This is a genomic window from Delftia sp. JD2, assembly GCF_001682645.1.
Classification (GTDB): Bacteria; Pseudomonadota; Gammaproteobacteria; order Burkholderiales; family Burkholderiaceae_C; genus Comamonas; species Comamonas acidovorans.
Genome location: NZ_LFJT01000029.1, coordinates 48,692 through 72,716 on the forward strand (window position 1 = coordinate 48,692; position 24,025 = coordinate 72,716).

General features: G+C 69.3%; 17 protein-coding genes. 9 read left to right on the forward strand and 8 right to left on the reverse strand.

What is annotated here, in order from left to right; all coding sequences use genetic code 11:
* Positions 1-12: 12 nt before the first annotated feature.
* From ACM14_RS16850 to ACM14_RS16860, 3 genes are all read right to left on the reverse strand, one after another.
* A complete protein-coding gene (locus ACM14_RS16850) occupies positions 13-447 on the reverse strand; it encodes a hypothetical protein (RefSeq protein ID WP_012207503.1) in 435 nt (144 codons plus the stop codon).
* 155 nt (positions 448-602) lie between these two features.
* A complete protein-coding gene (locus tag ACM14_RS16855; protein WP_013800643.1) occupies positions 603-1,106 on the reverse strand; it encodes a DUF1854 domain-containing protein in 504 nt (167 codons plus the stop codon).
* Positions 1,107-1,109: 3 nt separating this feature from the next.
* The gene (locus ACM14_RS16860; RefSeq protein ID WP_013800642.1) at positions 1,110-3,404 is read right to left on the reverse strand and encodes an ABC transporter transmembrane domain-containing protein; all 2,295 of its coding nucleotides are present in this window, start codon (positions 3,402-3,404) and stop codon (positions 1,110-1,112) included.
* A 218-nt stretch (positions 3,405-3,622) separates the two neighbouring features.
* Here ACM14_RS16860 and cphA (ACM14_RS16865) point away from each other — a divergent pair, with 218 nt between their 5' ends.
* From cphA (ACM14_RS16865) to ACM14_RS16875, 3 genes are all read left to right on the forward strand, one after another.
* A complete protein-coding gene (cphA, locus tag ACM14_RS16865) occupies positions 3,623-5,815 on the forward strand; it encodes a cyanophycin synthetase (RefSeq protein WP_063328613.1) in 2,193 nt (730 codons plus the stop codon).
* Positions 5,816-5,881: 66 nt separating this feature from the next.
* The gene (cphA, locus tag ACM14_RS16870) at positions 5,882-8,461 is read left to right on the forward strand and encodes a cyanophycin synthetase (protein WP_065346794.1); all 2,580 of its coding nucleotides are present in this window, start codon (positions 5,882-5,884) and stop codon (positions 8,459-8,461) included.
* 116 nt (positions 8,462-8,577) lie between these two features.
* Complete coding sequence (locus ACM14_RS16875; RefSeq protein WP_254662074.1) at positions 8,578-9,087, forward strand: CreA family protein; 510 nt, start codon at positions 8,578-8,580, stop codon at positions 9,085-9,087.
* Positions 9,088-9,093: 6 nt separating this feature from the next.
* Here ACM14_RS16875 and ACM14_RS16880 read toward each other — a convergent pair whose 3' ends face one another.
* Complete coding sequence (locus ACM14_RS16880) at positions 9,094-9,999, reverse strand: LysR family transcriptional regulator (protein WP_013800638.1); 906 nt, start codon at positions 9,997-9,999, stop codon at positions 9,094-9,096.
* A 132-nt stretch (positions 10,000-10,131) separates the two neighbouring features.
* Here ACM14_RS16880 and ACM14_RS16885 point away from each other — a divergent pair, with 132 nt between their 5' ends.
* The 4 genes from ACM14_RS16885 (at position 10,132) to ACM14_RS16900 (ending at position 14,442) form a co-directional block, all read left to right on the forward strand.
* Entirely contained in the window at positions 10,132-11,217 is a 1,086-nt protein-coding gene (locus tag ACM14_RS16885; RefSeq protein WP_065346795.1) for a YeiH family protein, read from the forward strand.
* A gap of 156 nt (positions 11,218-11,373) precedes the next feature.
* On the forward strand, positions 11,374-11,835 hold the full coding sequence (locus tag ACM14_RS16890) for a MarR family winged helix-turn-helix transcriptional regulator (RefSeq protein ID WP_012207511.1): 462 nt from the start codon (positions 11,374-11,376) through the stop codon (positions 11,833-11,835).
* The gene (locus ACM14_RS16895) at positions 11,832-13,817 is read left to right on the forward strand and encodes an FUSC family protein (protein ID WP_065346796.1); all 1,986 of its coding nucleotides are present in this window, start codon (positions 11,832-11,834) and stop codon (positions 13,815-13,817) included. Before ACM14_RS16890 ends, ACM14_RS16895 begins: the two co-directional genes overlap by 4 nt.
* A gap of 91 nt (positions 13,818-13,908) precedes the next feature.
* Entirely contained in the window at positions 13,909-14,442 is a 534-nt protein-coding gene (locus ACM14_RS16900; protein ID WP_065346797.1) for a GNAT family N-acetyltransferase, read from the forward strand.
* 57 nt (positions 14,443-14,499) lie between these two features.
* Here the strand turns inward: ACM14_RS16900 and ACM14_RS16905 are convergent, their stop codons facing one another.
* Positions 14,500-15,942: an NAD-dependent succinate-semialdehyde dehydrogenase gene (locus ACM14_RS16905; protein ID WP_065346798.1), complete on the reverse strand. Its 1,443-nt coding sequence runs from the start codon at positions 15,940-15,942 to the stop codon at positions 14,500-14,502.
* Positions 15,943-16,145: 203 nt separating this feature from the next.
* Here ACM14_RS16905 and ACM14_RS16910 point away from each other — a divergent pair, with 203 nt between their 5' ends.
* Positions 16,146-18,098, forward strand: a complete 1,953-nt coding sequence (locus ACM14_RS16910; protein ID WP_065346799.1) for a trypsin-like serine protease — start codon at positions 16,146-16,148, stop codon at positions 18,096-18,098.
* 88 nt (positions 18,099-18,186) lie between these two features.
* Here the strand turns inward: ACM14_RS16910 and ACM14_RS16915 are convergent, their stop codons facing one another.
* From ACM14_RS16915 to ACM14_RS16925, 3 genes are read right to left on the reverse strand one after another with little or no spacing between them, the layout of a single operon-like run.
* Entirely contained in the window at positions 18,187-21,042 is a 2,856-nt protein-coding gene (locus ACM14_RS16915; protein WP_065346800.1) for an Hsp70 family protein, read from the reverse strand.
* A 59-nt stretch (positions 21,043-21,101) separates the two neighbouring features.
* Positions 21,102-22,967 (reverse strand): Hsp70 family protein, encoded by a 1,866-nt coding sequence (locus ACM14_RS16920; protein WP_065346801.1) that lies wholly within the window; start codon positions 22,965-22,967, stop codon positions 21,102-21,104.
* Between the two features lie 2 nt (positions 22,968-22,969).
* Complete coding sequence (locus tag ACM14_RS16925; RefSeq protein WP_065346802.1) at positions 22,970-23,653, reverse strand: DUF2760 domain-containing protein; 684 nt, start codon at positions 23,651-23,653, stop codon at positions 22,970-22,972.
* Between the two features lie 196 nt (positions 23,654-23,849).
* Here ACM14_RS16925 and ACM14_RS32075 point away from each other — a divergent pair, with 196 nt between their 5' ends.
* Positions 23,850-23,999, forward strand: a complete 150-nt coding sequence (locus ACM14_RS32075; protein WP_013800628.1) for a hypothetical protein — start codon at positions 23,850-23,852, stop codon at positions 23,997-23,999.
* Positions 24,000-24,025: the final 26 nt, after the last annotated feature.

Here is a 24,025-nt window from a genome sequence, read left to right on the forward strand (position 1 = left end):
CGCCCCTGACACTCAAAGACCGCCGGTACGCTTGACCTTGGGTTCCGAATAGGTCAACGGTTCGTCGCGCACCTGCATCTTGTTGCGAGCCACATCGTCGGCCTTGCTGACCTCCTGGGCCTGCTCCACCGCCATGGCGCTGGCACGCCACATGGACTGGATGAACTCGATGAGCTGCTTGGAGATCGGCTCCTTGGGCGGCTCCTCGACCTCTTCCTTCTGCTTGATCTCCTCGGCCAGCGTCCAGTCGCGGTTTTCCTGGTCCACCACGGACGGCTTTTCAGGATCGCGCACCACCCGGCCTTCGCCGATGCGGTCCGTGGATTCGACGGCGTTGGTGGCGTTCACAGGACGCACGGGCACCGCGCCCGACGCACCGGTGGAGTACAGATCGGCGCTTTGCGGGCGCCACGGTATGGGTGATCGGTCAACAGGTGGAATTGGCATGGCTCGACCCTCTTGCTGGATGTGTGCTGTGGGCGGGAATTTCCCGCCGTCGCCTCATCATCGACAGAAGCTGAAAGAACTGAAGCGCTTTTTTTGAAAGACGCTTCGGCCTGCCTCAAACCAAGGGTAAACCCCTTATTCACCCCGACCAGGCGCTAGAGGAAGCGCTCCAGCAGCTTGCGCGAGGTGCGGTCCAGCGCCGTGCTGTCGGGCACGCTGAACTGCACGCCGTCCTGGCTGGTGATCATCAGATGCGTGCGGCCCGACAGGCGCCGGATGTCCTCTTCGGCCTTGAGCACGAGCTGCACGGGGCCCCGGTCGGTCTCCAGGTCCCAGGTGCTGGGCGTGGAAAAGCCGGACACCTTGTGGATGCGCTGGATGACGGGCACGAACTCGCGCACGGCCAGGTCTTCCTCGATCAGCGTGCGGGCCTGCGCCGGCAGATGGTCCATGTGGTCCACCCACAGCGCCTCCTTGCCATCGACGGAGACCAGGGACAGGCCTTCCAGCGGTGCGGCAATGGGAAAGGCGCGCACGGGCACCACGGATTCGTGGCGCGTGCCGTCGGCCAGGATCAGCACCAGGCGGCCATGGGCGTTGCGCTCCATGCGCACGCCGCTCAGATCGGCGCCGGCAGCGGAATGTTGGGCGTTGGACATGGCTTATTCCTCGATGGTGGTTGCGGCCAGGGTCAGGCCTGCGGCCTGGGCATCCTCTTCGGCGCGCCGCGCCTGGGCCTGGTACAGGCGCCAGTAGGCGCCCTGCTTTTCCATCAGCTCGTCGTGCGGACCCACTTCCACGATCTCGCCCCGGTCCATGACCACGAGGCGGTCGGCCTTGCGCAGCGTGGACAGGCGGTGGGCAATGGCAATCGTCGTGCGGCCCTGCACCAGATTGTCCAGCGCCTTCTGGATTTCCTTCTCGGTCTCGGTGTCCACGGCCGAGGTGGCCTCGTCCAGGATCAGGATGCGCGGGTCGATCAGCAGTGCGCGCGCGATGGAGATGCGCTGGCGCTCGCCGCCCGACAGGCCCTGGCCGCGCTCGCCCACCAGGGAGTCGTAGCCATGCGGCAGGCGCAGGATGAATTCATGGGCGTGGGCCGCACGGGCCGCCGCCACGATTTCCTCGCGCGTGGCATCGGGCTTGCCGTAGGCGATGTTCTCGGCAATGGTGCCGAAGAACAGGAAGGGCTCCTGCAGCACCAGACCGATGTTGCTGCGGAAGTCCGAGACCTTGAGCCGGCGGATGTCCACGCCGTCGAGCTGGATGGAGCCCTCGCTCACGTCATAGAAACGGCTGATCAGGTTGACCAGGGTGCTCTTGCCCGAGCCGCTGTGGCCGACCAGGCCGATCATTTCACCCGGGCGAATCTGCAGATCCAGGTTCTTGATCACGGCGCGGCTGCCGTAGCGGAAGCTCAGGTTGTCCAGCGTGATGGCGCCCTGCACGCGCGGCAGCTTGACCGGGTTGACCGGGTCGGGCACGTTGCTCACGTGGTCGAGGATGTCGAAGATGCGCTTGGCGCCGGCCGCCGCCTTCTGCGTGACCGAGACGATGCGGCTCATCGAATCCAGGCGGCTGTAGAAGCGGCCGATGTAGGCGATGAAGGCCGTCAGGATACCGACCGTGATCTGGCCACCCGCCACCAGCCAGATGCCGAAGCCCCAGACCACCAGCAGGCCGATCTCGGTCAGCAGCGTCACCGTGGGTGTGAACAGCGACCAGGTCTTGTTGACCTTGTCGTTGGCCTGCAGGTTGACCAGGTTGGCCTGGGCGAAGCGGTCGGCCTCGCGCTTTTCCTGGGCGAAGGCCTTGACCACGCGGATGCCGGGGATGGTGTCGGCCAGCACATTGGTCACTTCGGACCAGACGCGGTCGATCTTCTCGAAGCCCGTGCGCAGGCGGTCGCGCACCAGATGGATCATCCAGGCGATGAAGGGCAGCGGCACCAGGGTGACCAGGGCCAGCCACGGATTGATGGAGAACAGGATGACCGAGGTCATCACGATCATCAGCACGTCGGTCGCGAAATCCAGCGCATTCAAGGATAGAAACAAATTGATGCGATCTGTTTCCGCCCCGATGCGCGCCATCAGGTCGCCCGTGCGCTTGCTGCCGTAGTAGTCCAGCGACAGCGTCAACAGGTGGTTGTAGGTGGTGGTGCGCAGATCCGACCCTATGCGCTCGGACACCTTGGCCAGCACGAAGGTGCGCGCCCAGCCCAGGCCCCAGGCCACCAGCGCCGCCGCCAGCAGCCCGCTCAGGTAGAAGACCACGAGGCTGCTGTCGATCTGCTGCCCGTTCTGGAACGGGATCAGGATCTTGTCCACGATGGGAATCGTCAGGTAAGGCGCCACCAGGGTGGCGCCCGTGGAGGCCAGGGTCAGCAGAAAGCCCAGCAGCAGCTGGTGCCGGTAGGGATGGGCAAAGCGCCACAGTCGCAGCAGCACCCAGGTGGAGGTCTGCGGACCCTGCTGGCGCGCGCAGGCCGGGCATTCGTCGGCCTCGGGCGGCAGCTCGGCCTGGCAGGCCGGGCAGCGGGGCACGTCGTCCTCGGGCTCGGCAAAGTCCTCGCCGCGCGCCAGGCGCTCGCGCTCATGGTCGAACTGCTGCAGCAGGCGCAGCACGGCCGCCTGGTGGCGCAGCGTGAAGCGCCACAGCGCCAGCCGCGCAGCAGGGCCATGCAGTTCGAGGTTGCCCACGCCGCCGTGGTCCAGCGTGCGCAGATTCTGATCAATGGATAGTACCCACTCACTCCACTGCTGGTCTGCAGGATCACAGGCGAGGAGCCGCTGGTTGGTCAGCACAACCCAGCCTTCGCCGAAGCGCATATCGAGGGTCAGGTCAACCGGGACGAGGGCCAGCACGTTTTCATTGGAAGCGAGCCTGGCTCGCAGCCCAGCCCCGCGGGGGCTGGCAAGGAAGGCCGAAACGTCCACAGAATGGTGTTCTTGCATGTTGAGTTGTTTTTCCCGCCCCTGGCGGCTCCTGGTGTCATGCGGGCAACCGCAGCTCCCCGGTGGATATCCCGCGCTTTGCACGGCATACCCTGCTCAACGCGCCAACCCTGGTTTAGGCTGACAGCACTGCGCATGGGCTTTCTGAGCGCACAATCCTCTCCCATTCTCCGGCGATCCGCACCCGGGTCGTCGCTCACGCTTACCCGTTGATCGACATGGCGAAATTCAAAGACATCCAACTCTTGCGCACCACCTACCTGCGTGGACCCAGCGTCTGGACCTACCGTCCCGTGCTGGAGGTCTGGCTGGATCTTGGTGAGCTGGAGGACTATCCCTCGAACAAGCTTGACGGTTTCAACGAGCGCCTGACGGCCTGGCTGCCCGACCTGATCGAGCACCACTGCGGCGTGGGCGAGCGCGGCGGCTTCATCCAGCGCCTGGAAGGCGGCACCTGGTGCGGCCATGTGCTGGAGCACATCATCATCGAGCTGCTGAACCTGGCGGGCATGCCGGCCGAGTTCGGCCAGACGCGAGAGATTTCCCAGCGCGGCATCTACCGCATGGTCTTCCGCTGCCCCGAGGAAACCGTGGCGCGCACGGCCCTGGCCTACGGCCACCGGCTGATCATGGCCGCCATCAACGACGAGCCCTTCGACCTGAAGGCCGCCGTCAAGGCCATCAAGACCGAGATCAACGACCGCTACCTGGGCCCGAGCACGGGCTGCATCGTCGATGCTGCAGGCGAGCGCCGCATTCCCCACATCCGCCTCAATGACGGCAACCTCGTGCAGCTCGGCTATGGCGCCGCGCAGCGCCGAATCTGGACCGCCGAGAGCGACCAGACCAGCGCCATTGCCGAAGGCATTGCCCAGGACAAGGACTTCACCAAGCGCCTGCTGGCCGCCTGCGGCGTGCCTGTGCCCGAAGGCCAGATCGTCAACAGTCCCGAAGAAGCCTGGGAAGTGGCGCAGGACATCGGCTTTCCCGTCACCGTCAAGCCCTCGGACGGCAACCACGCGCGTGGCGTGACGCTGGACCTGCGCGACGAGGCCGACATCAAGACCGCCTTTGCGCTGGCCCAGCCCGAAGGCTCCGACGTGATCGTCGAGCGCTTCATCGACGGCACCGAGCACCGCATCCTGGTGGTGGGCGGCAAGGTCGTGGCGGCCTGCCGTGGCGAGACCGTGAGCGTGGCCGGCAACGGCAAGTCCACGCTGCGCGAGCTGGTCGCCGTGGTCAACCAGGACCCGCGCCGCGGCCCCGAGCAGGAATACCCGCTGGACTGGATCAACCTCGAAGCCCCGGCCGTGAAGCTGGAGCTCAAGCGCCAGAACGTCACGCCCGACACCATTCCCGCCCAGGGCACCAGCGTGCTGCTGCAGCGCAACGGCAACATGGCCATCGACTGCACGGATGAAGTCCACCCCGAAGTGGCCTACATGGCCACGCTGGCCGCCAAGATCGTGGGCCTGGACATCGCGGGCATGGACATGATCCTGCAGGACGTCTCGCGCCCCATGAAGGAGCAGGGCGGCGCCATCCTCGAAGTCAACGCCGGCCCCGGCCTGCTGATGCACCTGAAGCCCACCAGCGGCGCGCCGCGCCCCGTGGGCATGGCCATCGCCGACCACCTGTTCCCGCGCACCGAAGAGGGCACGGGTGCAGGCCGCATCCCCCTGGTGGGCATTGCCGGCACGCGCAACAACGGCTTCACGGCCCGCCTGGTGGGCTGGCTGCTGCAGCTGTCGGGCAAGCTCACGGGCGTGGCCAGCAGCGAGGGCATGTTCCTGTCCAACCGCCAGACCCAGAAGACCAACACCGCCAACTGGGCCGGTGCCCACCGCCTGCTGACCAACCGCCTGGCCCAGGCCGCCGTCATCCAGACCACGGCCCGCTCCATCCTGGAGGAAGGCCTGGCCTACGACCGCTGCCTGGTCGGCGTGGTCACCGACATGGACGGCTTCGAGCAGTTGCCTGACCATGACGTGCACGAGCAGTCGCAGATGACGCGCGTGATGCGCACCCAGATCGACGTGGTGCTGGACGAAGGCGCGGGCGTCCTCAATGCCGACATCGAGCAGGTGGCCGACCTGGCCCGCCTGTGCGACGGCGAGGTGCTGTTCTATTCGATGCAGGCAGACAGCCCCGTGGTCGCGGCCCACCGTTCCGAGAGCGAGGGCCGTGCCGTCTTCGTGCGCGGCAACCAGGTGATCCTGGCCACGGGCGCTGCCGAGCGCGTGCTGGGCACGCTGGACGCACTGAGCCTGCCCGGAGGCCTGCGCCCGGACACGCCGGCCCTGCTGGCCGCCATTGCCGCCGCGTGGTCCATGGACATTGCCCCCGACCTCATCGTCGCCGGCATCAAGACCTTCGACTACACGCCGGCCGCCGCAGCCACCGCCGCCTGAGCCCGACCACACGATGACATGCAGGCAGGCCCGGCGACGCGGGCCTGCCCTCCGAAAGAAGACACTATGCAGATCACCCGCATCCGAGCCCTGCGCGGCCCCAATCTCTGGACCCGCAGCACCGCCATCGAAGCCATCGTGCAATGCGAGCCCGGCGAGTGCGACTACTCGGCCCTGCCCGGCTTCGAGGACCGGCTGCGCGCGCGCTTTCCCAAGATCGGCACGCTGCAGCCGCACGGCGCCGACCAGCGCCTGTCGCTGGCCCAGGTGCTGGAAGTCGCGGCCCTGTCGCTGCAGGCCCAGGCCGGCTGCCCGGTGACCTTCAGCCGCACGCATGAAACCGTGGAAACCGGCACCTACCAGGTGGTGGTGGAGTACACCGAAGAGGCCGTGGGCCGCCTGGCCATGGAACAGGCCGGCGAGCTGCTGCAGTCGGCCCTGGCCGACACGCCCTTCGACGCCGACAAGGTGGTCGCCCAGCTGCGCGAACTCGACGAGGACGAGCGCATCGGTCCCTCCACCGGCTCCATCGTCGATGCGGCCGTGGCGCGTGGCATTCCCATCCGCCGCCTGACCTCGGGCTCGCTGGTACAGCTGGGCTGGGGCTCCAAGGCGCGCCGCATCCAGGCTGCCGAGCTGGACCAGACCAGCGCCGTGGCCGAATCCATCGCCCAGGACAAGGACCTGACCAAGCGCCTGCTGCACGCCGCCGGCGTGCCCGTGCCGCTGGGCCGCCCCGTCAAGGATGTGGAAGAAGCCTGGCTCGTGGCCCAGGAAGTGGGCCTGCCCGTGGTGGTCAAGCCCCAGGACGGCAACCAGGGCAAGGGCGTGGTGGTCAACATCACCACGCACGAGCAGCTCAAGGCCGCCTTCGCCACCGCCTCGGAATTCGGCGACGACATCATGGTCGAGCGTTTCCTGCCCGGCCATGACTTCCGCCTGCTGGTGGTCGGCGGCCAGCTGGTGGCCGCTGCGCGCCGCGAGCCGCCCCAGGTGCTGGGCGACGGCCAGCACACCATCCGCGAGCTGGTGGACATCGTCAACCAGGACCCGCGCCGCGGCTCGGGCCACGGCACGGCGCTGACCAAGATCCGCCTGGACGACATCGCCATCGCGCGCATCGCCACCGAAGGGCTCACGCCCGAATCCGTGCCGGCCCAAGGCCAGCGCGTGGTGCTGCGCAACAACGCCAACCTGTCCACCGGCGGCAGCGCCACCGATGTGACGGACGACGTGCACCCCGACATCGCCGCGCGCGCCGTGGAGGCCGCCCAGACCATCGGCCTGCACATCTGCGGTGTGGACGTGGTCTGCGAGACCATGCTGCGCCCGCTGGAAGAGCAAAACGGCGGCATCGTCGAAGTCAACGCCGCACCGGGCCTGCGCATGCACCTGGCGCCGTCCTTCGGCAAGCCCCGCAACGTGGGCGTGCCCATGGTCGATGAGCTGTTCGCGCCGGGCCAGGACGGCCGCATCCCGCTGGTGGCCGTCACCGGCACCAATGGCAAGACCACGACCACGCGCCTGATCGCCCACCTGTTCACCTCGCATGGCTGGCGCACGGCCATGACCAACACGGACGGCGTCTACGTCAACGGCCGCCAGATCGACAGCGGCGACTGCTCGGGCCCGCGCAGCGCGCGCAACGCCCTGGCCCACCCCGAGACCGATGCGGCCGTGCTCGAATGCGCACGCGGCGGCATCCTGCGCGAAGGCCTGGGCTTCGACCGCTGCCAGGTGGCCGTGGTCACCAACGTGGGCGCGGGTGACCACCTGGGCCTGAACTACATCACCACGGTGGAAGACGTGGCCGTGCTCAAGCGCGTCATCGTGCAGAACGTTGCCACCGACGGCTATGCCGTGCTCAACGCGGCCGATCCGCTGGTCGCCGCCATGGCCTCCACCTCGCCGGGCAAGGTCATCTATTTCGCGGCCGACCGCCACCACCCCGTGATGGCCACGCACCGTGCCCAGGGCAACCGCGTGGTCTATGTGGACGGCGACAGCATCGTCGCGGCCGAAAGCTCGTGGCGCGAGACCATCGCGCTGCGCGAGATCCCCATCACGCGCAACGGCACCATCAGCTTCCAGGTGGAGAACGTCATGGCCTCCATCGCCGCCGCCTGGGGCGTGGGCATGCCCTGGCAGACCATCCGCCGCGGGCTGGCCGGCTTCGTCAACGACAGCGACAACGCGCCGGGCCGCTTCAACGTCATGGACTACCGTGGCGCCACGCTGATCGCCGACTACGGCCACAACCCCGACGCCATCCGCGCCCTGGTGCAGGCCGTGGACGCCATGCCCGCGCAGCGCCGCAGCGTGGTCATCAGCGGCGCGGGCGACCGCCGCGACCAGGACATCACCGAGCAGACCCAGATCCTGGGCAAGGCCTTCGACGACGTCATCCTCTACCAGGATGCCTGCCAGCGCGGCCGCGCCGACGGTGAAGTCCTGGCCCTGCTGCAGCAAGGCCTGCAAGGCGCACCGCGCACCGACTACGTGACCCAGATCCAGGGTGAGTTCAACGCCATCGACCATGCGCTGGCGCGACTGACACCCGGCGACCTGTGTCTGGTGCTGGTGGACCAGGTCGAGGAAGCCCTCGAACACCTGCGCCGCCATGTGGCGGGTGAAAACACCCCCTGAGGCGCTTTGCGCCTTCCCCCTCTCTCGCTTCGCGGGAGGGGGACGACACCCTCGGGGCGGGGCGGCCCTTCCTCGGTGTCCCTGAGTTGGGCCGCGCCACTCTCATACGCAATGCCATGATCGAACCCAGTGCGAAGTATTTCCCGCGAGGCCGGGCCTTGCTCACGGCCGCTCTGGCCACGCTGCTGCTGGGCGCCTGCGGTGCGCGCGCCGAGCAGGTCGGCGCGGTGGACACGGTGTTCAAGTTCATAGGCCCGGACCACAAGATCGTGGTCGATGCCTATGACGATCCCAAGGTGGCGGGCGTGACCTGCTATGTCTCGCGCGCCAAGACCGGCGGCATCAAGGGCGGCCTGGGCCTGGCCGAGGACCGCGCCGAAGCCTCGATCAGCTGCGTGCAGACCGGCCCCATCCAGATCCCTGCGCCGCTCAAGCAGCAGGACGAGGTGTTCACCGAACGCATCTCGCTGCTGTTCAAGCGCCTGCGCGTGGTGCGCATGGTCGATGCGCAGCGCAACACCCTGGTCTACATGACCTACTCGGACCGCGTGATCGAAGGCTCGCCGCAAAACAGCGTCACCGCCGTGCCCGTGCCGCGCAGCACGCCGATTCCGATGGGCAAATAACCCGCCTCAGTCCTGGGCGTGTTGGCGGCAGGCCTGCACAAAGGCCGCCAACGCCGGCGAGCGGCGCTTGCCCGCCCGCTGCACCAGCGAGAAATCCCGCCACATGCGCGGCAGCGTGGTCGGCAGCACGGCCAGCTCTCCCGAGGCGACCAGGGCCTGCACCAGCACGCGCGACAGGCAGCTGACGCCCAGGCCCTGGGCCACGCAGCGCGCAATCGCCTCCGAACTGCCCAGCGTGGCGGCGGCCGGCAACTGGTGCAGATGCGGCAGCAAGGCATGCTCCACCATCTCGCGCGTGCCCGAGCCCGGCTCGCGCAGCAGCCAGCGCGCACCGCGCAAGGCGGCCACGCCCAGCGGGCGCTGGCCTGCGGCCTGCACCAGCGGGTCCTGTGCTGCAGCCACGATGACGAGTTCGTCACGCATCCAGGGCTCGACCTCCAACCCGGGCCAGTGGCTGGTGCCCTCGATCAGGCCCAGGTCCACGTCCAGCGATTCCACGGCCTGGCCCACCTCGCGCGTGTTGGCGATCTGCAGGTCCACGCTCAGGTGCGGATGACTACGCGCCAGGTGCGCGAGCACGGCCGGCAGCGCATAGGTGCCTATGGTGGTGCTGGCTGCCACGCGCAGACGCACGGGCAGGCTGGCGGCCCGCACCGAAAACGCCTGCTCTATGCCCCTGGCCTGCTCCAGCAGCGCCAGCGCCTCGGGCAGCAGGGCGCGGCCCGCGTCGTTGAGCGCCAGCCGCCGGCCCACGCGCTCGAACAGCTGGGCGCCCATGGCCTGCTCCAGCTGCTGCAGCGCGGCGCTGGTGGCCGACTGCGACAGGGCCACGGCGTCGGCCGCGGCCACGGTGGAGCCCGCCTGGGCGACGGCGCAGAAGATTTCAAGTTGGCGCAGGGTGAGGTGCAGCATGGCGTGCAGTCTGAACGAGGCATCAACCTGTTTCCCCGGTTGATACTACAAAAACTATTCGTTATACGAATATAGCCAAGAAATCTAAAGTGCCTCCCATGCACCGCGCTCCTGACGCGGCGCGCAGGCACCATGAACACCACATCCCTCCCACGCCCCTCCCATCCGTCCGGCTGGCTGCGCCAGTTGACCGAGCTTGCGCCCGGCCTGCTGCTGGCCGGCGCCATTGCCGCAGCCGCCACCTGGGGCGCACGCCAGCCCCTGCTGGCCGGCTCGGGCCTGAGCGCGCTGACGCTGGCCATCTGCATCGGCCTGGTCATCGGCAACACCGTCTATCCGCGCCTGGCGCCCGGCTGCCATGCCGGCGTGGGCCTGGCCAAGCAGCGCCTGCTGCGCGCAGGCATCGTGCTCTACGGCCTGCGGCTGACCTTCCAGGACATAGGCCATGTGGGCATGGCCGGCGTGGTGGTCGATGCCCTGGTGCTGGGCAGCACCTTCTTGCTGGCGCAGTGGCTGGGCCGCAGCGTCTTCGGGCTGGATGCGCGCACCACGGTGCTGATCGGCGCGGGCAGCTCCATCTGCGGCGCCGCTGCCGTGCTGGCCACCGAACCCGTGATCAAGGGCCGCGCCGAAGACGTGGCCGTGGCCGTGGCCACCGTGGTGGTCTTCGGCACCGTGGGCACCTTCCTCTACCCCGCGCTGTTCCACTGGAACGCTGCCCACGGCTGGCTGGACATGTCGCCCGCGCAGTACGGCCTGTACGTGGGCTCCACCGTGCACGAGGTGGCCCAGGTCGTGGCCGCCGGCGAAGCCATTGCGCCCGAAGCCGCCGACGTGGCCGTGATCTCCAAGATGGTGCGCGTGATGATGCTGGCCCCCTTCCTGCTGCTGCTGTCCATGGCCGTGGCGCGCGGCAACCGCAGCAGCCAGGTGAGCGACGGCCAGCCGCGCCGCATCACCATTCCCTGGTTCGCGCTGGGCTTCGTCGCCATGGCCGGCGTGAACTCCCTGGGCGTGCTGCCTGCCGCCGTGGTGCAGGTGGGCGTGCAGCTGGACAACGCCCTGCTGGCCGTGGCCATGGCGGCCCTGGGCCTGACCACCCATGTCCGCGCCGTGCGTGCCGCAGGCACGAAGCCCCTGCTGCTGGCCGCCTTGCTGTTCGCATGGCTTCTGGTGGCGGGCCTGCTCTTCAACCGCTGGGTGCCCGGCCTGCTCTGAAGCTGTCCGCATCCATCGACCGGCCCTGCAAAGCATCGTCTTGCAGGGCCTTTTTCATGGACTGCCCGCCCCCAAAACAAGGGAATACCCTTAAATCAAATGCAGACACAATTAATTTGCAATACAAATTAATTGCATTGCAAAGATAATCGAGGCATGTCCTTTGCCTCTGCCCCTCCCCGCGCCCGTCTCGGCTTTCTCATGGTCACCCTGGTACGCCAGTGGCGCCGCCAGGTCGAGGAGCAACTGCTGGCCGACGGTCTGACCGATGCCACCTGGGCGCCGCTGATCCACCTGCGCGCCTGGGGCGACGGTGTCACGCAAAAGGAACTGGCCGAGCGCGTGGGGCTGGACGGCTCCAGCCTGGTGCGCCTGCTCGACATTCTGGAAGGCCACGGCTGGGTGGAACGCCGCGCCGACCCCGGCGACCGGCGCAGCAAGCGCATCTTCCTGACCGATGAAGGCAACGGCGCCGTGGACCGCGTGCGCGCCACCATGCTGCAGGCCGAGCTGGCCATGCTGCAGGACCTGGACGATGCCGAGGTCGAGGCCATGCTGGCCGGCATGGCCAAGATCCAGGCGCGAATGGCCGCGCTGCGCACGGAAGGCGCGCCATGAGCGCCCTCCACGATGCCTATGGCCGCCTGCTGCAGGCCTCGGTCCGCTGGGGCTTCGACCCCGTGCGCCTGCGCCAGCATCTGCGCACGGCCTTTGCCGCCTGCCTGGCGCTGCTGGCTGCCTGGCAGCTGGGGCTGGAGCATCCGCAGTGGGCTGCCATGGCCACCTGGGCCGCATCCCAGCCGCTGCGCGGGCAACTGCTCGAAAAAAGCTTTTTCCGGGTCGCAGGCACCGTGGCCGGCACGGCCGTGGGCGTGGGCCTGGTGCTGCTGGCCCAGGGAAACCTGCTGTGGCTGGTGCTGGGCCTGGCCGTGTGGCTGGGCCTGTGCGCGGGCGTGGGCAATCTGCAGCGCAGCTTCGTGGCCTACGGCACCATGCTGTCCGGCTATTCGGCGGCCATGGTCGCGCTGCTGGACTTCGCCCATCCCGACCAGGTCTTCGCCCTGGGCTGGGACCGGCTGTTCACGGCGCTGACCGGCGTATTCGCAGCCCTGCTCGTGGGCTGGCTGTTCACGCCCAAGGGCAGCGGCATTCCCGGCAATGCCGAGGTGCGCCAGCTGTTCGCGCAACTGCTGCGCGATCTGGCCGACAGCCTGCAGGCGCGCGGCCGTGCGTCCCTGGGCTCACAGGAGATCGCCGCCCGCCTGCTGGCCATGGCCGTGATCGAGGAGGGGCTGGACCCGCACGCCGCCGGTTCGCAGCGCTCGCGCGAGGCCGTGCACGCGCTGCGCCGGCTCATGAATGCCCAGATCTCGGCCCTGCTGTGGCTGCGCGATGCACCGTCGCAGGAGCCGCCTGCGGCCTTTGGCGAGGCGCAGGCCCTGGCCGCCGCGCAGGCGCTGCGCGAAGCCGCCCTGGCGCTGGAGACGCGCGTGCAATTGCACGAGGCCGCGGCGGCCCTGGTGCGCGCACGCGAGGCCGCCGTGGCCTGGCCCGGCGCAGCCGACATGCTGGCCCCGATGGGCTTTGCGCTGCAGGCCCACCTGGCCGCCACCCATGACGTGGCCCTGCCGCCCGGCCACCGCGCCCGCCAATGGCCCGTGGTGCTGCACAGCGACTGGCTGGGCGCGCGCCGCGCCATGCTGCGTGCCAGCGCGGCCATCGCCATCGTGGGCCTGCTGTGGGTGGTGACGGGCTGGAGCGGCGGTGCCTACATGCTGCTGGGCATGTCCATCATGCTGACCGTGTTCTCGGGCTTCGAGAACCCGTCGGCCACCATGCGCCATGTGACCCTGGGCCAGGCCATGGGCGTGCTGGTGGCCCTGGCCTGCCAGTGGCTGGTCTGGCCGTTCGCCGGCAGCCAGGCGGGCCTGGTGTGGCTGATGCTGCCCTTTGTCTACGTGGGCGCACTGCTGTTCTCGCACCAGCGCACCGCGCTCTCGGGCTATGACTGCAACATGGTGCTGCTGCTCCTGCTGCAGCCCCACTACCCGCAGACGGCCAGCTTCGGCCATGCGCTGGCACTGGGGCTGGCCGTGGTGTCCGGGCCGCTGGCTGGCTGGGCGGCCTACCGCTTCATCCTGCCGGTCACGCTGCAGGGCCGGCTGCAAAGCCTGCGCTCCATGATGGTCCACGAGCTGCAGGACATGGCCGCCACGCCGGGCCATGCGCGCGATGGACGCATTTGGCGCGCCCGCCTGTACCACCGGCTGCTGCGCCTGGTGCGCATGTCGGAGCAGGCCGGAGGGCAGCTGGGTGCGCAGGCAGCGGAGTGCGGCCTGGCCGCCCTGCATGTGGGCCGCGCCATCCAGGCGCTGCATCAGCTGTCCGGGGAAGCGGCCCTGGGCGACGGCACCGCCCGCGCCGTGCGCGCCGCGCTGCTGCGCCTGCAGCGGCTGCAGCAGGCGCCCGGCCAGTGCCCGCCGCTTTTGCGAGCGCTGGCCCAGCGCGTGGCCGAACGCCATCCCGACCAGGCCCGCCAGCTGCGCCATGCCGCGCACGAGATCGCGCAGCACGAAGCCTTCTTCCGCAACGCCGGTTGAAGCACGGACCCATGCCAGAATGAACGGCTAAGGCCAGCCCAGGCCGGCAGCGCCCCACGCTCCCTGTCCCCTTGTTGCAAGGAAAGCATCCATGTCGTGGAGCGACACCACCATCACCTCACAGCGCCTGGCGCTGCGCCCCTTCACTGCCGCCGATGCCGATGAGGCCTTTGCCTGCATCACGCCCACGCTGACGCGCTACCTGTCCTTCGAGCCGGCGTCGACTCCTGCCGAGTTCGAGGCGGTCTGGCGCGGATGGCTGCCGAAGATCGCAGCCGGCACGGACTTCAACTTCACGCTGCGCGAGCGCACGTCAGGCCGATTCACCGGCCTGCTGGGCCTGCACCGCGCGCGCGACGCCGAGCCCGAACTCGGCATCTGGATACGCGAGGACATGCATGGCCAGGGCTATGGCCGCGAAGCCGTGGCCGCGCTGGCAGCATGGGCCCGAGCGACCTTTGCGCCACAGTCCTTGCGCTATCCGGTGGCCGAGCCCAATACCGCCAGCCGGCGCATTGCCCAGGGGCTGGGTGGCGTGGAGGTTGAGCGCCAGAGCCTTTCAAAGTACGTGCTCGTCGTCTACCGCATACCAGGGGTCGCCACGTCGGGCGTTGCCGCCCCATGAAAACAAAGGCCGTCCCACGCGAGTGGGACGGCCTTGTCCATGGGGCAGATGCCTGTCTTACACCGCCGCGATCGACACGGCCTTGGCGACCAGATAGGCCTCCAGCGCCTCGGGGCCGCCCTCGGAGCCATAGCCTGAATCCTTGACGCCGCCGAACGGCATCTCGGCCGAGGCCACGGCCGGCTGGTTGATCCACAGCATGCCGGTCTCGACCTGCTGGGCCAGTTGGTGGGCCGTCTTGATGGAGCGCGTGAACGCATAGGCCGCCAGGCCGTAGGACAGGCGGTTGGCCTCGGCAATGGCCTCGCCCAGATCGTCAAAGCCGCGGATGGCGGCCACGGGGCCGAAGGGCTCCTGGTTGAAGATCTCGGCGCTCAGCGGCACGTCGCCCAGCACCGTGGGAGCGAAGAAGTTGCCCGCGCCGCCCAGCGAGGCACCGCCCGTAAGCAGCTTGGCGCCCTGCTTTTGCGCATCCTCGATCAGATGGGACAAGGCCGTGACGCGGCGCGGATTGGCCAGCGGGCCCATCTGCGTGCCCTGGACCAGGCCATCGCCGACCTTGAGGCCTTCGGCATGGGCGACCATGGCGCGCGTGAATTCCTCGCGCACGCTGTTGTGCACCAGAAAGCGCGTGGGCGAGATGCAGACCTGGCCCGCGTTGCGGAACTTGGACGCGCCTGCGGCCTTCACGGCCAGGGCCACGTCGGCATCCTCGACCACGATGACCGGCGCGTGGCCACCCAGCTCCATGGTCGAGCGCTTCATGTGCTGGCCGGCCAGCGCCGCCAACTGCTTGCCCACTGCGGTGGAGCCGGTGAACGTGACCTTGCGGATCACGGGATGGGCGATCAGGTAGGAGGAAATCTGCGCCGGATCACCGAACACCAGGCCCACCACGCCGGCCGGCACGCCGGCATCGACAAAGCACTTGAACAGGGCTGCGGGCGCAGCCGGCGTTTCCTCGGGCGCCTTGCACAGGAAGGAGCAGCCCGTGGCCAGCGCCGCGCCGATCTTGCGCACGATCTGGTTGACGGGGAAGTTCCAGGGCGTGAAGGCGGCCACGGGGCCCACGGGCTCCTTGATCACCAGCTGCTGCACCTCGGGGCGGCGCGAGGGCACGATGCGGCCATACACGCGCAGCGCCTCGTCGGCAAACCATTCGATGATGCCCACGCCGGCCAGGATTTCGCCCTTGGCCTCGGCCACGGGCTTGCCCTGCTCCTGCGTCAGGAGCGCGGCGATCTCGTCGGCGCGCTCCTTGAGCAGGGCGGCGGCACGGCGCATGGCGGCGCCGCGCTCATGGGCGGAGACATTGCGCCAGACCTCGAAACCGCGCTGCGCTGCGGCCAGCGCACGGTCCAGGTCGGCCACGTCGGCATGGGCCACATGGCCGATGACTTCGCCGCTGGCCGGGTTGCGCACGGGAATCTTCCTGCCGCTGGCGGCGTCCTGCCATTGGCCGTCGATCAGGAGTTGGGTGTCGGAGTAGGAATGGCTCATGCTGGATCAGATCCTTGGTAGATGACAGGGGGCAGATGTGTGGGGCAGGCACGGCGCTCGCAGTGTCCGCACCCGGCTGCCGCTGCAGCGCAGCGACCATTCTAGGAAGCGCCGGACGGCGGTGCCGTCACCGGGCTGTCACGCACACAACACCTAAAATGCCCGGGTTTCGCAATATCCACCAATCCGTTGAGAGGGAGCTCATGACCGATCTTTTCGACACCACTGCGCGCAGGGGTTTGCGCAGCGTCGCGCTGGCGCTCGCCCTGGCAGGCAGCCTGGGGCTGGCATGGGGGCAGGAGGGCGCCGCCGATGTGCCTCAGTTCATCCCTCGCATGAGCGTGGACTCGCGCGTCCAGCCGCAGGACACGCCTCGGGAGTTCCTGGCTTCACGCAGCATGTCTTCCCCCGCAGCCGTCACCCCCACGCCGCTGCGCGTGGAACTGGGCACCTGGAAGGATGTGCGAGCCGCCTCGGCCGCTGTGGGCGGCGCCCTGCAGGTGGGCGCACAGCGCCCCAGCAGCCAGACCGCCACCACCCAGGCCCTGGGCGGGCAACTGCAATGGCAGACCTCGGCCGACGGCGGGCTGATTGCCGCAGTCAGCGTGCGCTCCGAAGGTGCCTACGGCATTCGCCTGGGCGTGGAAATCGAACAGTTGCCCGGCAGCGCCCTGCTGCGCATCTATGCGCAGGGCGACCGCGCCGGCGCCTATGAAATTTCGGGCCAGCGCGTGCTCCAACTGCTGCAGGCCAACAAGGACGCAGGCGATGCCAGCGCCGATGGCCGCACCTGGTGGACGCCCGACAGCGGCGGTGACGAGGTCACCCTGGAGATCGACCTGCCGCCCGGCACGCCCGCCGATGCGCTGCGACTGGCCATTCCGCGCGTCATGCACGTGTACGAGAACCTGTCGCTGCCGCTGGAGGGCGAGAACGTGTTCTCGGCCCAGCTCAACGAGTCCCTGTCATGCCACCTGGACTCCACCTGCTATGACGCCTACAGCGCGCAGCGCAACGCCGTGGCGCGCATGTTCTATGTCCAGAACGGCCAGGGCTATGTGTGCTCGGGCACGCTGATCAACGACAAGGCAGGCTCCGGCACGCCCTACTTCATCACGGCCAACCATTGCATCAGCACCCAGACCGTGGCCTCCACGCTGGAGACTTCGTGGTTCTATCGCACGCCCTCGTGCAACAGCCGCACGCTGTCGTCGGCCTCGCGCACGCTGCGCAACGGCGCCACCCTGCTGTACGCCACAGCCACCTATGACGGCAGCTTGCTGCGGCTCAACGAAGCCGCCCCTGCAGGCGCCGTCTTTGCCGGCTGGTCCACCCAGGCCCTGACCAGTGGCGCCAAGGTGGTAGGCATACACCACCCGCGTGGCGACCTGCAGAAGATCAGCTTCGGCACCTATGACCGCTCCTTGGCCTGCGAACCCTCCAGCGATGCCACCATGACCTGCCGGTACCGCGATGGCGGCTACCTCAGCGTGAATTGGGACCAGGGGCTGACACAGCCGGGCAGCAGCGGCTCTGGCCTGTTCCTGAATGGCCTGCTGGTCGGCACGCTCTACGGCGGCGACGACCAGACCTGCTCGCGCACGGGCGGCAACTCGATCTATGGACGCTTTGACCTGCTCTTCCCCAGTATCCAGAAATGGCTCGCGGCAGATGCTGGCACGGGCACGGGAGAGACCGGTACAGGGCAGGCACGCACCGCGGTCTACCGCTTCTTCAACCGCCAGACCGGCGCTCACTTCTATACCGCCAGCGCTTCCGAGCGCGACTATGTGGTGGCAACCTACCCGGCCTTCCAGTACGAGAACGTGGCCTTCTATGCGTCCACCCAGCCGCAGCAGGGCCTGAACCCGGTATTTCGTTTCTTCAACACGGCCTCCGGCGCACACTTCTTCACCATCAGCCAGCCTGAACGTGACTACGTGATCGCAACCTACCCCAGCTTCAAGAGCGAGGGCACGTCCTGGTATGCCCAGACGGCCGCCGGCAATGGCACCGTTCCCATGTTCCGCTTCTTCAACGTGCAGACAGGCACGCACTTCTACACAGCCAACGCGGCTGAACGCGATTTCGTGATCGCCTCCTACCCGGCATTCAAGTACGAAGGTCTGGCCTACTACGTCTGGAATTCGCAATAAGCCAGGCCCATCCCGGCGCACTGCACAGCAGTGCGTCCCCAAGAAGAAGGCCCCGCACTGCGGGGCCTTCTTCTTGGGGCAACAGCCCTCACCCCACCAGCACCAGCCCCGGCGGCAGGCTATCCCCAAAGCTGCGCTTCGCATCCTGGGCGTCCATCTGCTGGACCTGTTCCACCAGGTCGATCCAGCGCTGCGGTGCACCGGCGCCGCGCAACCGCTCCAGCACCAGGGAGCGCTGGGCATCGGACAGGTCCAGCGCACGGTCGCCCGTCATGCGGGCCATCTGCACGGCGGCGAACATGGCGGTTTCATTGCGGCGCCAGTCCTGGGCCAGGGTGGCGTCCAGGAACTCCTGCGCAGCCTCGGGCGGCATGACGCGGTGGGCGTTGGCGGCCAGCGGCATGCGCGCGGCCAGCCGGCCTATGGCCCACCAGGTCTGCACGGATTCACCAGGGTGCTTCAGCCGCTGCAGCATCCACTGGCCCATTTCCTGGCGGTACTGCCAGGGCACGGCCTCCATGGCGGCGAACAGGCGCAGCATGTCGTCGTAGCTGCCATGGGCGGATTTCCCCTGGCTGCGCTGCGTGGACTGCTGCACGGCCTTTTGCATGTGGCCGGCAACCTCTTCCAGCAGCTCCATCTGCCGGGCCTCGTCCAGGCCCGCGGCCACGCGGCGCCAGAACACCCACCATTCGGTGCGGTTGGCCGCCTCGCCGCCATGGCCCAGGCCCTGGCCATGCAGTTGCCAGACCTGCTGCATGCGCCAGCCGTCCAGCTCGGCGCCCACGCCGGGGCGCAGGCACCAGCCTGCCAGGTTCAGCCAGACGCGCTCGTGCTCGGCCGTGCGGCGGCGGCGCCTGGCGCGGGCCAGCAAGGCGTCGAACAGTGCGCGCAGCATCGGCAGGTCCCAGTCCTCGCGCGGGCCCAGCCGTCGCTCCAGCGACTGGCGCAGCTGGCGGACCTCCTTGGCCGTCACCTCCTGCGCCTGGCTGCCGAAGATGCGCTCGATCAGGGCCACGGCGTCGGCCAGCCGGCCCTGCCGGGCAGAAAGATCGCCGGTGTCCTGCGCATCTGCGGCCAGCGCACCACGCACGCTGAACGGCAGCAGCCACTGGCGCTGCGCATCGTCGGCGGCCACGCAGCGCACCTCCAGCGTGCCGACCTCGGTCATGCAGGCCTGCAGTTGCACCTCGACCTGGGCCTTGTCCCGGCCCTCGGGCGCAGGCAGCACGGTGGACAGGGCGGGCAGCTCGACCCAGCCCTCGCCGTCGAGCGCCGCGATGCGTCCGGCCTGCGCAGGCGCCGCCGCCAGGCTGTTGGCCACCAGGGAAAAGCGCACGGCCTGGCCCAGGCGCAGCGCAAAGCGCCGGCCGGAGAGCACGATGCGCACGCCCTCTTCCGTGCCGCGCGGCAGCAGGCAGATGCCCTGTGGTGCGGCACCTGCCTTCTCGGGCAGGACCAGCCAGTAGCTGCGCGGCGAGCCGCCGCCGATGCGCGGTACCGGGGCGGGCACAGTCCGGGCATCTTCCGATTCCGGCAGATCCTCAGACGGACGGCTCTGGGCATGCATGGCCAGGCCATGCGCCGCTGCGCCGCGTGCCACGGCCCAGTCGGGATGCGGGTTGTGCAGCAGGCGCAGCGGCTGGCCGCGCCAGGCCTGCAGTTGCGCCACCAGCCGCTGGGCCAGCGCATGGGCGTGGAAGACGCCGCCATTGAGCAAGACGGCATCGGGCAACTCCCCAGCCGCGTGCTGCGCGAGGAACTGCGCCAGGTGCCGCGTGATCGCCGCATCGGCAGGATATGGGAGCCCCAGGCCGCGCAAAGCGCCCTGGCGCCGGGTGGGCAGATCCTGCAGGCCGGCCAGCGGCATGAAGCCTTCGACCACGGCCTCGCGCACCTCGTCGCGGCGCAGCGTGGCCGTGCGCGTCTGCGCCAGCAGCTTCGATCCGCCGCCCAGCAGGGTCACGGCCACGGACTCGGGCGCCTCGCTGGCCAGCAACTGTTCCTTGGCCATGCGGCAGCGCTGCACGAGTTGGGCGAAGCGTGCGGCGGGCAGGCGCTCGCCGGGCGGGGCGAACTGCGGCTCCAGCCGATGGGCCAGCGCCAGGTCCATGTTGTCGCCGCCCAGCATCAGGTGCTCGCCCACGGCCGTGCGTGTCAGCACGGGCAGGCCTCCAGCTTCAGCGGGCTGCACGCGGATCAGGGTCAGGTCGGTGGTGCCGCCGCCCACATCCACCACCAGCACCAGGCGGCAATGCGCCAGCTCGGCCGCCAAGTGCTCGCCCTGCAGCACCAGCCAGTCGTGGAAGGCGGCCTTGGGTTCCTCCAGCAATTGCACCGCAGGCAAGCCGGCCAGCCGCGCGGCCTCCAGCGTGAGTGCGCGCGCGCCTTCGTCGAACGAGGCTGGCACGGTCAGCACGACCAGCTGGTCCCGCAGCGGCGCGCCGGGGTGCGTGCTATCCCAGGCCTGCCGGACATGGTCCAGGTAGCTGGCCGAGGCCTGCAGCGGCGACAGCCGGGCCACCTCTTCGGGCGCGCCCCAGGGCAGGATGGCCGCCGTGCGGTCCACGCCCGCATGCGACAGCCAGCTTTTGGCGCTGGCCACCAGGCGCGAAGGCACGGCCGCGCCCAGGTCACGCGCCCAGCGGCCATTGACGGCGGGCGCTTGCGCATCGGCGCCCAGTGCCGTCCAGGGCTGCTGCCAGCCATCGCCCAGTTCGCCGGGCGCCGCCTGGTAGCGCGCCGAGGGCAGCAGCACCTGGGCCGCGACCTCGCTGGCCGAGACGCGCTGCGCCACGGGCAGCAAGGCGATGTCGGCCGCCGTGCCGCCCACGGGCACATGCGCCACCACGGTGTGGCTGGTGCCAAGGTCGATGCCCACGATGTGGGCTGCACCGGACACGGGAGCGGGGGCGAAAGATTCGGAGGCGGCGGTATCAGGCATATCGGCAGTCAATACAGGGCACGGTGCGCGGCCCGGACCGGGCCTGCCGCCGGGACGGGCTACGCTACATCGGCCCGCACGTCGAACTCCACCTTCCAGCGTTCGTCGCCACCCACGGGCACGGCGTTGAGCTCCAGCGTGCCGATGTCGGTCACGCGCGCATGCAGGGTGACGGGCACGATCTCGCCGGGCGCACGGCCTTCGGCGGGCAGGTGGGCCTCGATTTCCTGCAGCTCGACCAGTTCCTCGGGACCCCAGAAGTCCAGCACGGTGCCGACCTGGTCGGCGCGGCGCACGGAGGAGCCGAAAAAGCGCAGGCGCACGGGCTCGCCCACGACCAGGCCGAATTCCTGGGTGTCCAGCGCCACCTCGGTGCCCTCTTCCATGCCGAAGGGCGCCAGGCACAGGGCCGAGATGGGCGGCTCCATGCCGGGGATGGCGGGCATGTTGCTTTCCACGCCCACGTAATAGCTCTGCGCCGTGCCGCCACGGATGCGCACGCCACGGCCCGCAGCCGCCACATGGCCGAAGTAGGCGGCGCCGCGCGCCACGGCCAGGTCCAGGTTGGCGCCATCCAGCAGGCGCGCGGGTTGCGCGCCCTCGCCGGCCAGCCAGCCGTTGACGACTTCCAGGATGCGCTGCTCGATCTGCGGCGCCTTGAGCACGCCGCCGTTGAACAGGATGGCCGAGGGATGCAGGAAGGACGCGCCCTCGGGCTGCGTGCCCTTGAGGCCTTCGATCTGCTCGGTGGCGCCGGCCTGGCGCGAGAGGAAGGCCGCCAGGTGGCGCGTGACGGCCGCGTCCTGCGCATACGGCAGGCCCAGCTGGGTCAGCGCGGCGCGCGCGCGGGTCTGGGGCTTGTCGGAGACGGCTGCGCGCGGGAAGAAGCCTTCCACCAGCATCTGCAGCACCTCGTCACGCGTGACCTCGGTGCGGATGCTGCCGCCGATGAGCTTGCTGCCCCGGCTGGGCACGACCACGGGCACGGACTGCAGCGTGGCGTCGGCCAGCAACTGCTCCTTGGCCTGGCGGCAGCCATGGGCCAGGGCGCGGGTCTGCCAGGCGTCGAGCTGCTTGCCCTCCTGGGCCAGCTTGCGCGCCACGCCGTAGGCCAGGGCCAGGTCCATGTTGTCGCCGCCCAGCAGGATGTGCTCGCCCACGGCCACGCGCTGCAGCTCCAGGCCGCCGTCCTTTTCCAGCACGGCGATCAGCGACAGGTCGGTGGTGCCGCCGCCCACGTCCACGACGAGGATGATCTCGCCGCTTTGCACCTGCTTGCGCCACTGGCCGCCGCTGGCCTGGATCCAGCTGTACAGCGCAGCCTGGGGTTCCTCCAGCAGCGTGAGCTTCTGGAAGCCCGCCGCGCGGCAGGCCTCGGCCGTCAGCTCGCGCGCGGCCGGGTCGAACGAGGCGGGAATGGTCACCGTCACGTCCTGGGCGTCGAACGGCGCCTCGGGATGGGCCTGCTCCCAGGCCCAGCGCAGGTGCGACAGGTAGCGGATGGAGGCGGTCAGGGGCGAGACGCGGTGCACCTCCTCGGGCGCATCGGCCGGCAGCAGGGGCGAGCGGCGGTCCACGCCCGGATGGCACAGCCAGCTCTTGGCGCTGGACACCAGCCGGATCGGCGTGGCCGCGCCGCGCGATCGCGCGAACTCGCCCACCACGAAGTCCTGGCTGGCGCCCCAGGGCAGGGCCATGTCGGCCGCAGTCAGCTCGCTTTCATGCGGCAGGTACAGGAAGGACGGCAGCAGCGGGCGCGCCTCCACGCTGGAGGGGCCGGTGAGCTGGGGAATGTCCAGCACGCCCTGCTCCACCTTCTCGCCATCGCTGGCCTGGCGGTCCACATAGGAGAGCGCGCAATGCGTGGTGCCCAGGTCGATGCCGATGCTGTAGCGCGCCTGGGAGGATTGACGGGACTGGTCCATGCTCACAGCTCCACCTCGGCCTGGGCCACGATGGCGGCAGCCTTGTGATCGGTGAGCTGGGGCAGGCGCACATCGTCCACGCGCCAGCCGCGGTGGCCCAGCGTGCCCGTGAAGGGTGCCTGGCCGACCACGTTGCCCGTCAGGCGCACGGCGGCGGCATCAAAGCCTGCGGCCAGCGTGACGCGGCTACCTTCGGCCTCGGCACGCACGGGGGCGATGCTGAAATGCTCGCGCAGCACCTTGCGGCAGCCCTCGTGCACCACGCGCGCTGCGGCGCCGATCTCGGCATCGGCATAGCCGACCACGTCTTCCTGCACGAAGTCCACGAAGCGCGCCTCGCGCTGCAGCAGGCCCAGCAGCTGCAGGGCGGCAGTGCCAGCGGGTGCGGCCGGCTCCACGATGGTCTTTTCGACGATCTTCTCGACCGGCACCTCGACACGCTTTTCAACCACTTTCTCGACCACCTTCTCGACAGGCACCTCGACACGGACCTCGACGATCCGGTCCACGGGCACCTCCACGCGCACCTCCTTGGGTGCGGGCGGCGGCACGTCGGCGGCCAGCGGCTCGCCGTCGCGCAGGCGGGACACATCGGCGGCCAGGGGGCCGTTGCCGAGGATGGCGAAGAAACTGCCGATCGCGATGGCGATGCGGCTCAGGAACGAGGGGGGAGTCTTGGAATTCATGGGCTTCTCTTGGCGAGAGGACCCTGCCGGGCCGATCGCCGCGCAGCAGGGCAACCGGGCGCCGATGGTCCTCCACCGGGCGCCCGCAGGGTCCGTGATGTTACCCAAAGCAACGAAGCCCCGTCCTGTACACGGCCCCATGCCCCCGTGCGCAAATGGCCTCGCGGCATAATCGCGGCTGCTCCTGCCCCTGTCCATGGCCCATACACGCCTTTTCCGCCACGCCCCGACCCGCTGCACCGCCTTGCGCGCGCAGCGGCCGCAGCGCGTGCACGGCGTGCCCACGGCCTTCATCAGCCTGTGCGGCTTCACGGCCCTGCTTTCCGCCGCCGTGCGGAAAGCCTGAGGTCCACCCCAGCTTCCCGCACGGCC

What these genes read in the sequence shown, in the direction of transcription:
- ACM14_RS16850 (WP_012207503.1), bottom strand. Translation starts at nt 447, where the DNA reads ATGCCAATTCCACCTGTTGACCGATCACCCATACCGTGGCGCCCGCAA.
- ACM14_RS16860 (WP_013800642.1), bottom strand. Translation starts at nt 3,404, where the DNA reads ATGCAAGAACACCATTCTGTGGACGTTTCGGCCTTCCTTGCCAGCCCC.
- ACM14_RS16875 (WP_254662074.1), top strand. Translation starts at nt 8,578, where the DNA reads ATGATCGAACCCAGTGCGAAGTATTTCCCGCGAGGCCGGGCCTTGCTC.
- ACM14_RS16910 (WP_065346799.1), top strand. Translation starts at nt 16,146, where the DNA reads ATGACCGATCTTTTCGACACCACTGCGCGCAGGGGTTTGCGCAGCGTC.
- cphA (WP_065346794.1), top strand. Translation starts at nt 5,882, where the DNA reads ATGCAGATCACCCGCATCCGAGCCCTGCGCGGCCCCAATCTCTGGACC.
- ACM14_RS16885 (WP_065346795.1), top strand. Translation starts at nt 10,132, where the DNA reads ATGAACACCACATCCCTCCCACGCCCCTCCCATCCGTCCGGCTGGCTG.
- ACM14_RS16900 (WP_065346797.1), top strand. Translation starts at nt 13,909, where the DNA reads ATGTCGTGGAGCGACACCACCATCACCTCACAGCGCCTGGCGCTGCGC.
- ACM14_RS16855 (WP_013800643.1), bottom strand. Translation starts at nt 1,106, where the DNA reads ATGTCCAACGCCCAACATTCCGCTGCCGGCGCCGATCTGAGCGGCGTG.
- ACM14_RS16920 (WP_065346801.1), bottom strand. Translation starts at nt 22,967, where the DNA reads ATGGACCAGTCCCGTCAATCCTCCCAGGCGCGCTACAGCATCGGCATC.
- ACM14_RS16925 (WP_065346802.1), bottom strand. Translation starts at nt 23,653, where the DNA reads ATGAATTCCAAGACTCCCCCCTCGTTCCTGAGCCGCATCGCCATCGCG.
- ACM14_RS16890 (WP_012207511.1), top strand. Translation starts at nt 11,374, where the DNA reads ATGTCCTTTGCCTCTGCCCCTCCCCGCGCCCGTCTCGGCTTTCTCATG.
- cphA (WP_063328613.1), top strand. Translation starts at nt 3,623, where the DNA reads ATGGCGAAATTCAAAGACATCCAACTCTTGCGCACCACCTACCTGCGT.
- ACM14_RS16905 (WP_065346798.1), bottom strand. Translation starts at nt 15,942, where the DNA reads ATGAGCCATTCCTACTCCGACACCCAACTCCTGATCGACGGCCAATGG.
- ACM14_RS16915 (WP_065346800.1), bottom strand. Translation starts at nt 21,042, where the DNA reads ATGCCTGATACCGCCGCCTCCGAATCTTTCGCCCCCGCTCCCGTGTCC.
- ACM14_RS16895 (WP_065346796.1), top strand. Translation starts at nt 11,832, where the DNA reads ATGAGCGCCCTCCACGATGCCTATGGCCGCCTGCTGCAGGCCTCGGTC.
- ACM14_RS32075 (WP_013800628.1), top strand. Translation starts at nt 23,850, where the DNA reads ATGGCCCATACACGCCTTTTCCGCCACGCCCCGACCCGCTGCACCGCC.
- ACM14_RS16880 (WP_013800638.1), bottom strand. Translation starts at nt 9,999, where the DNA reads ATGCTGCACCTCACCCTGCGCCAACTTGAAATCTTCTGCGCCGTCGCC.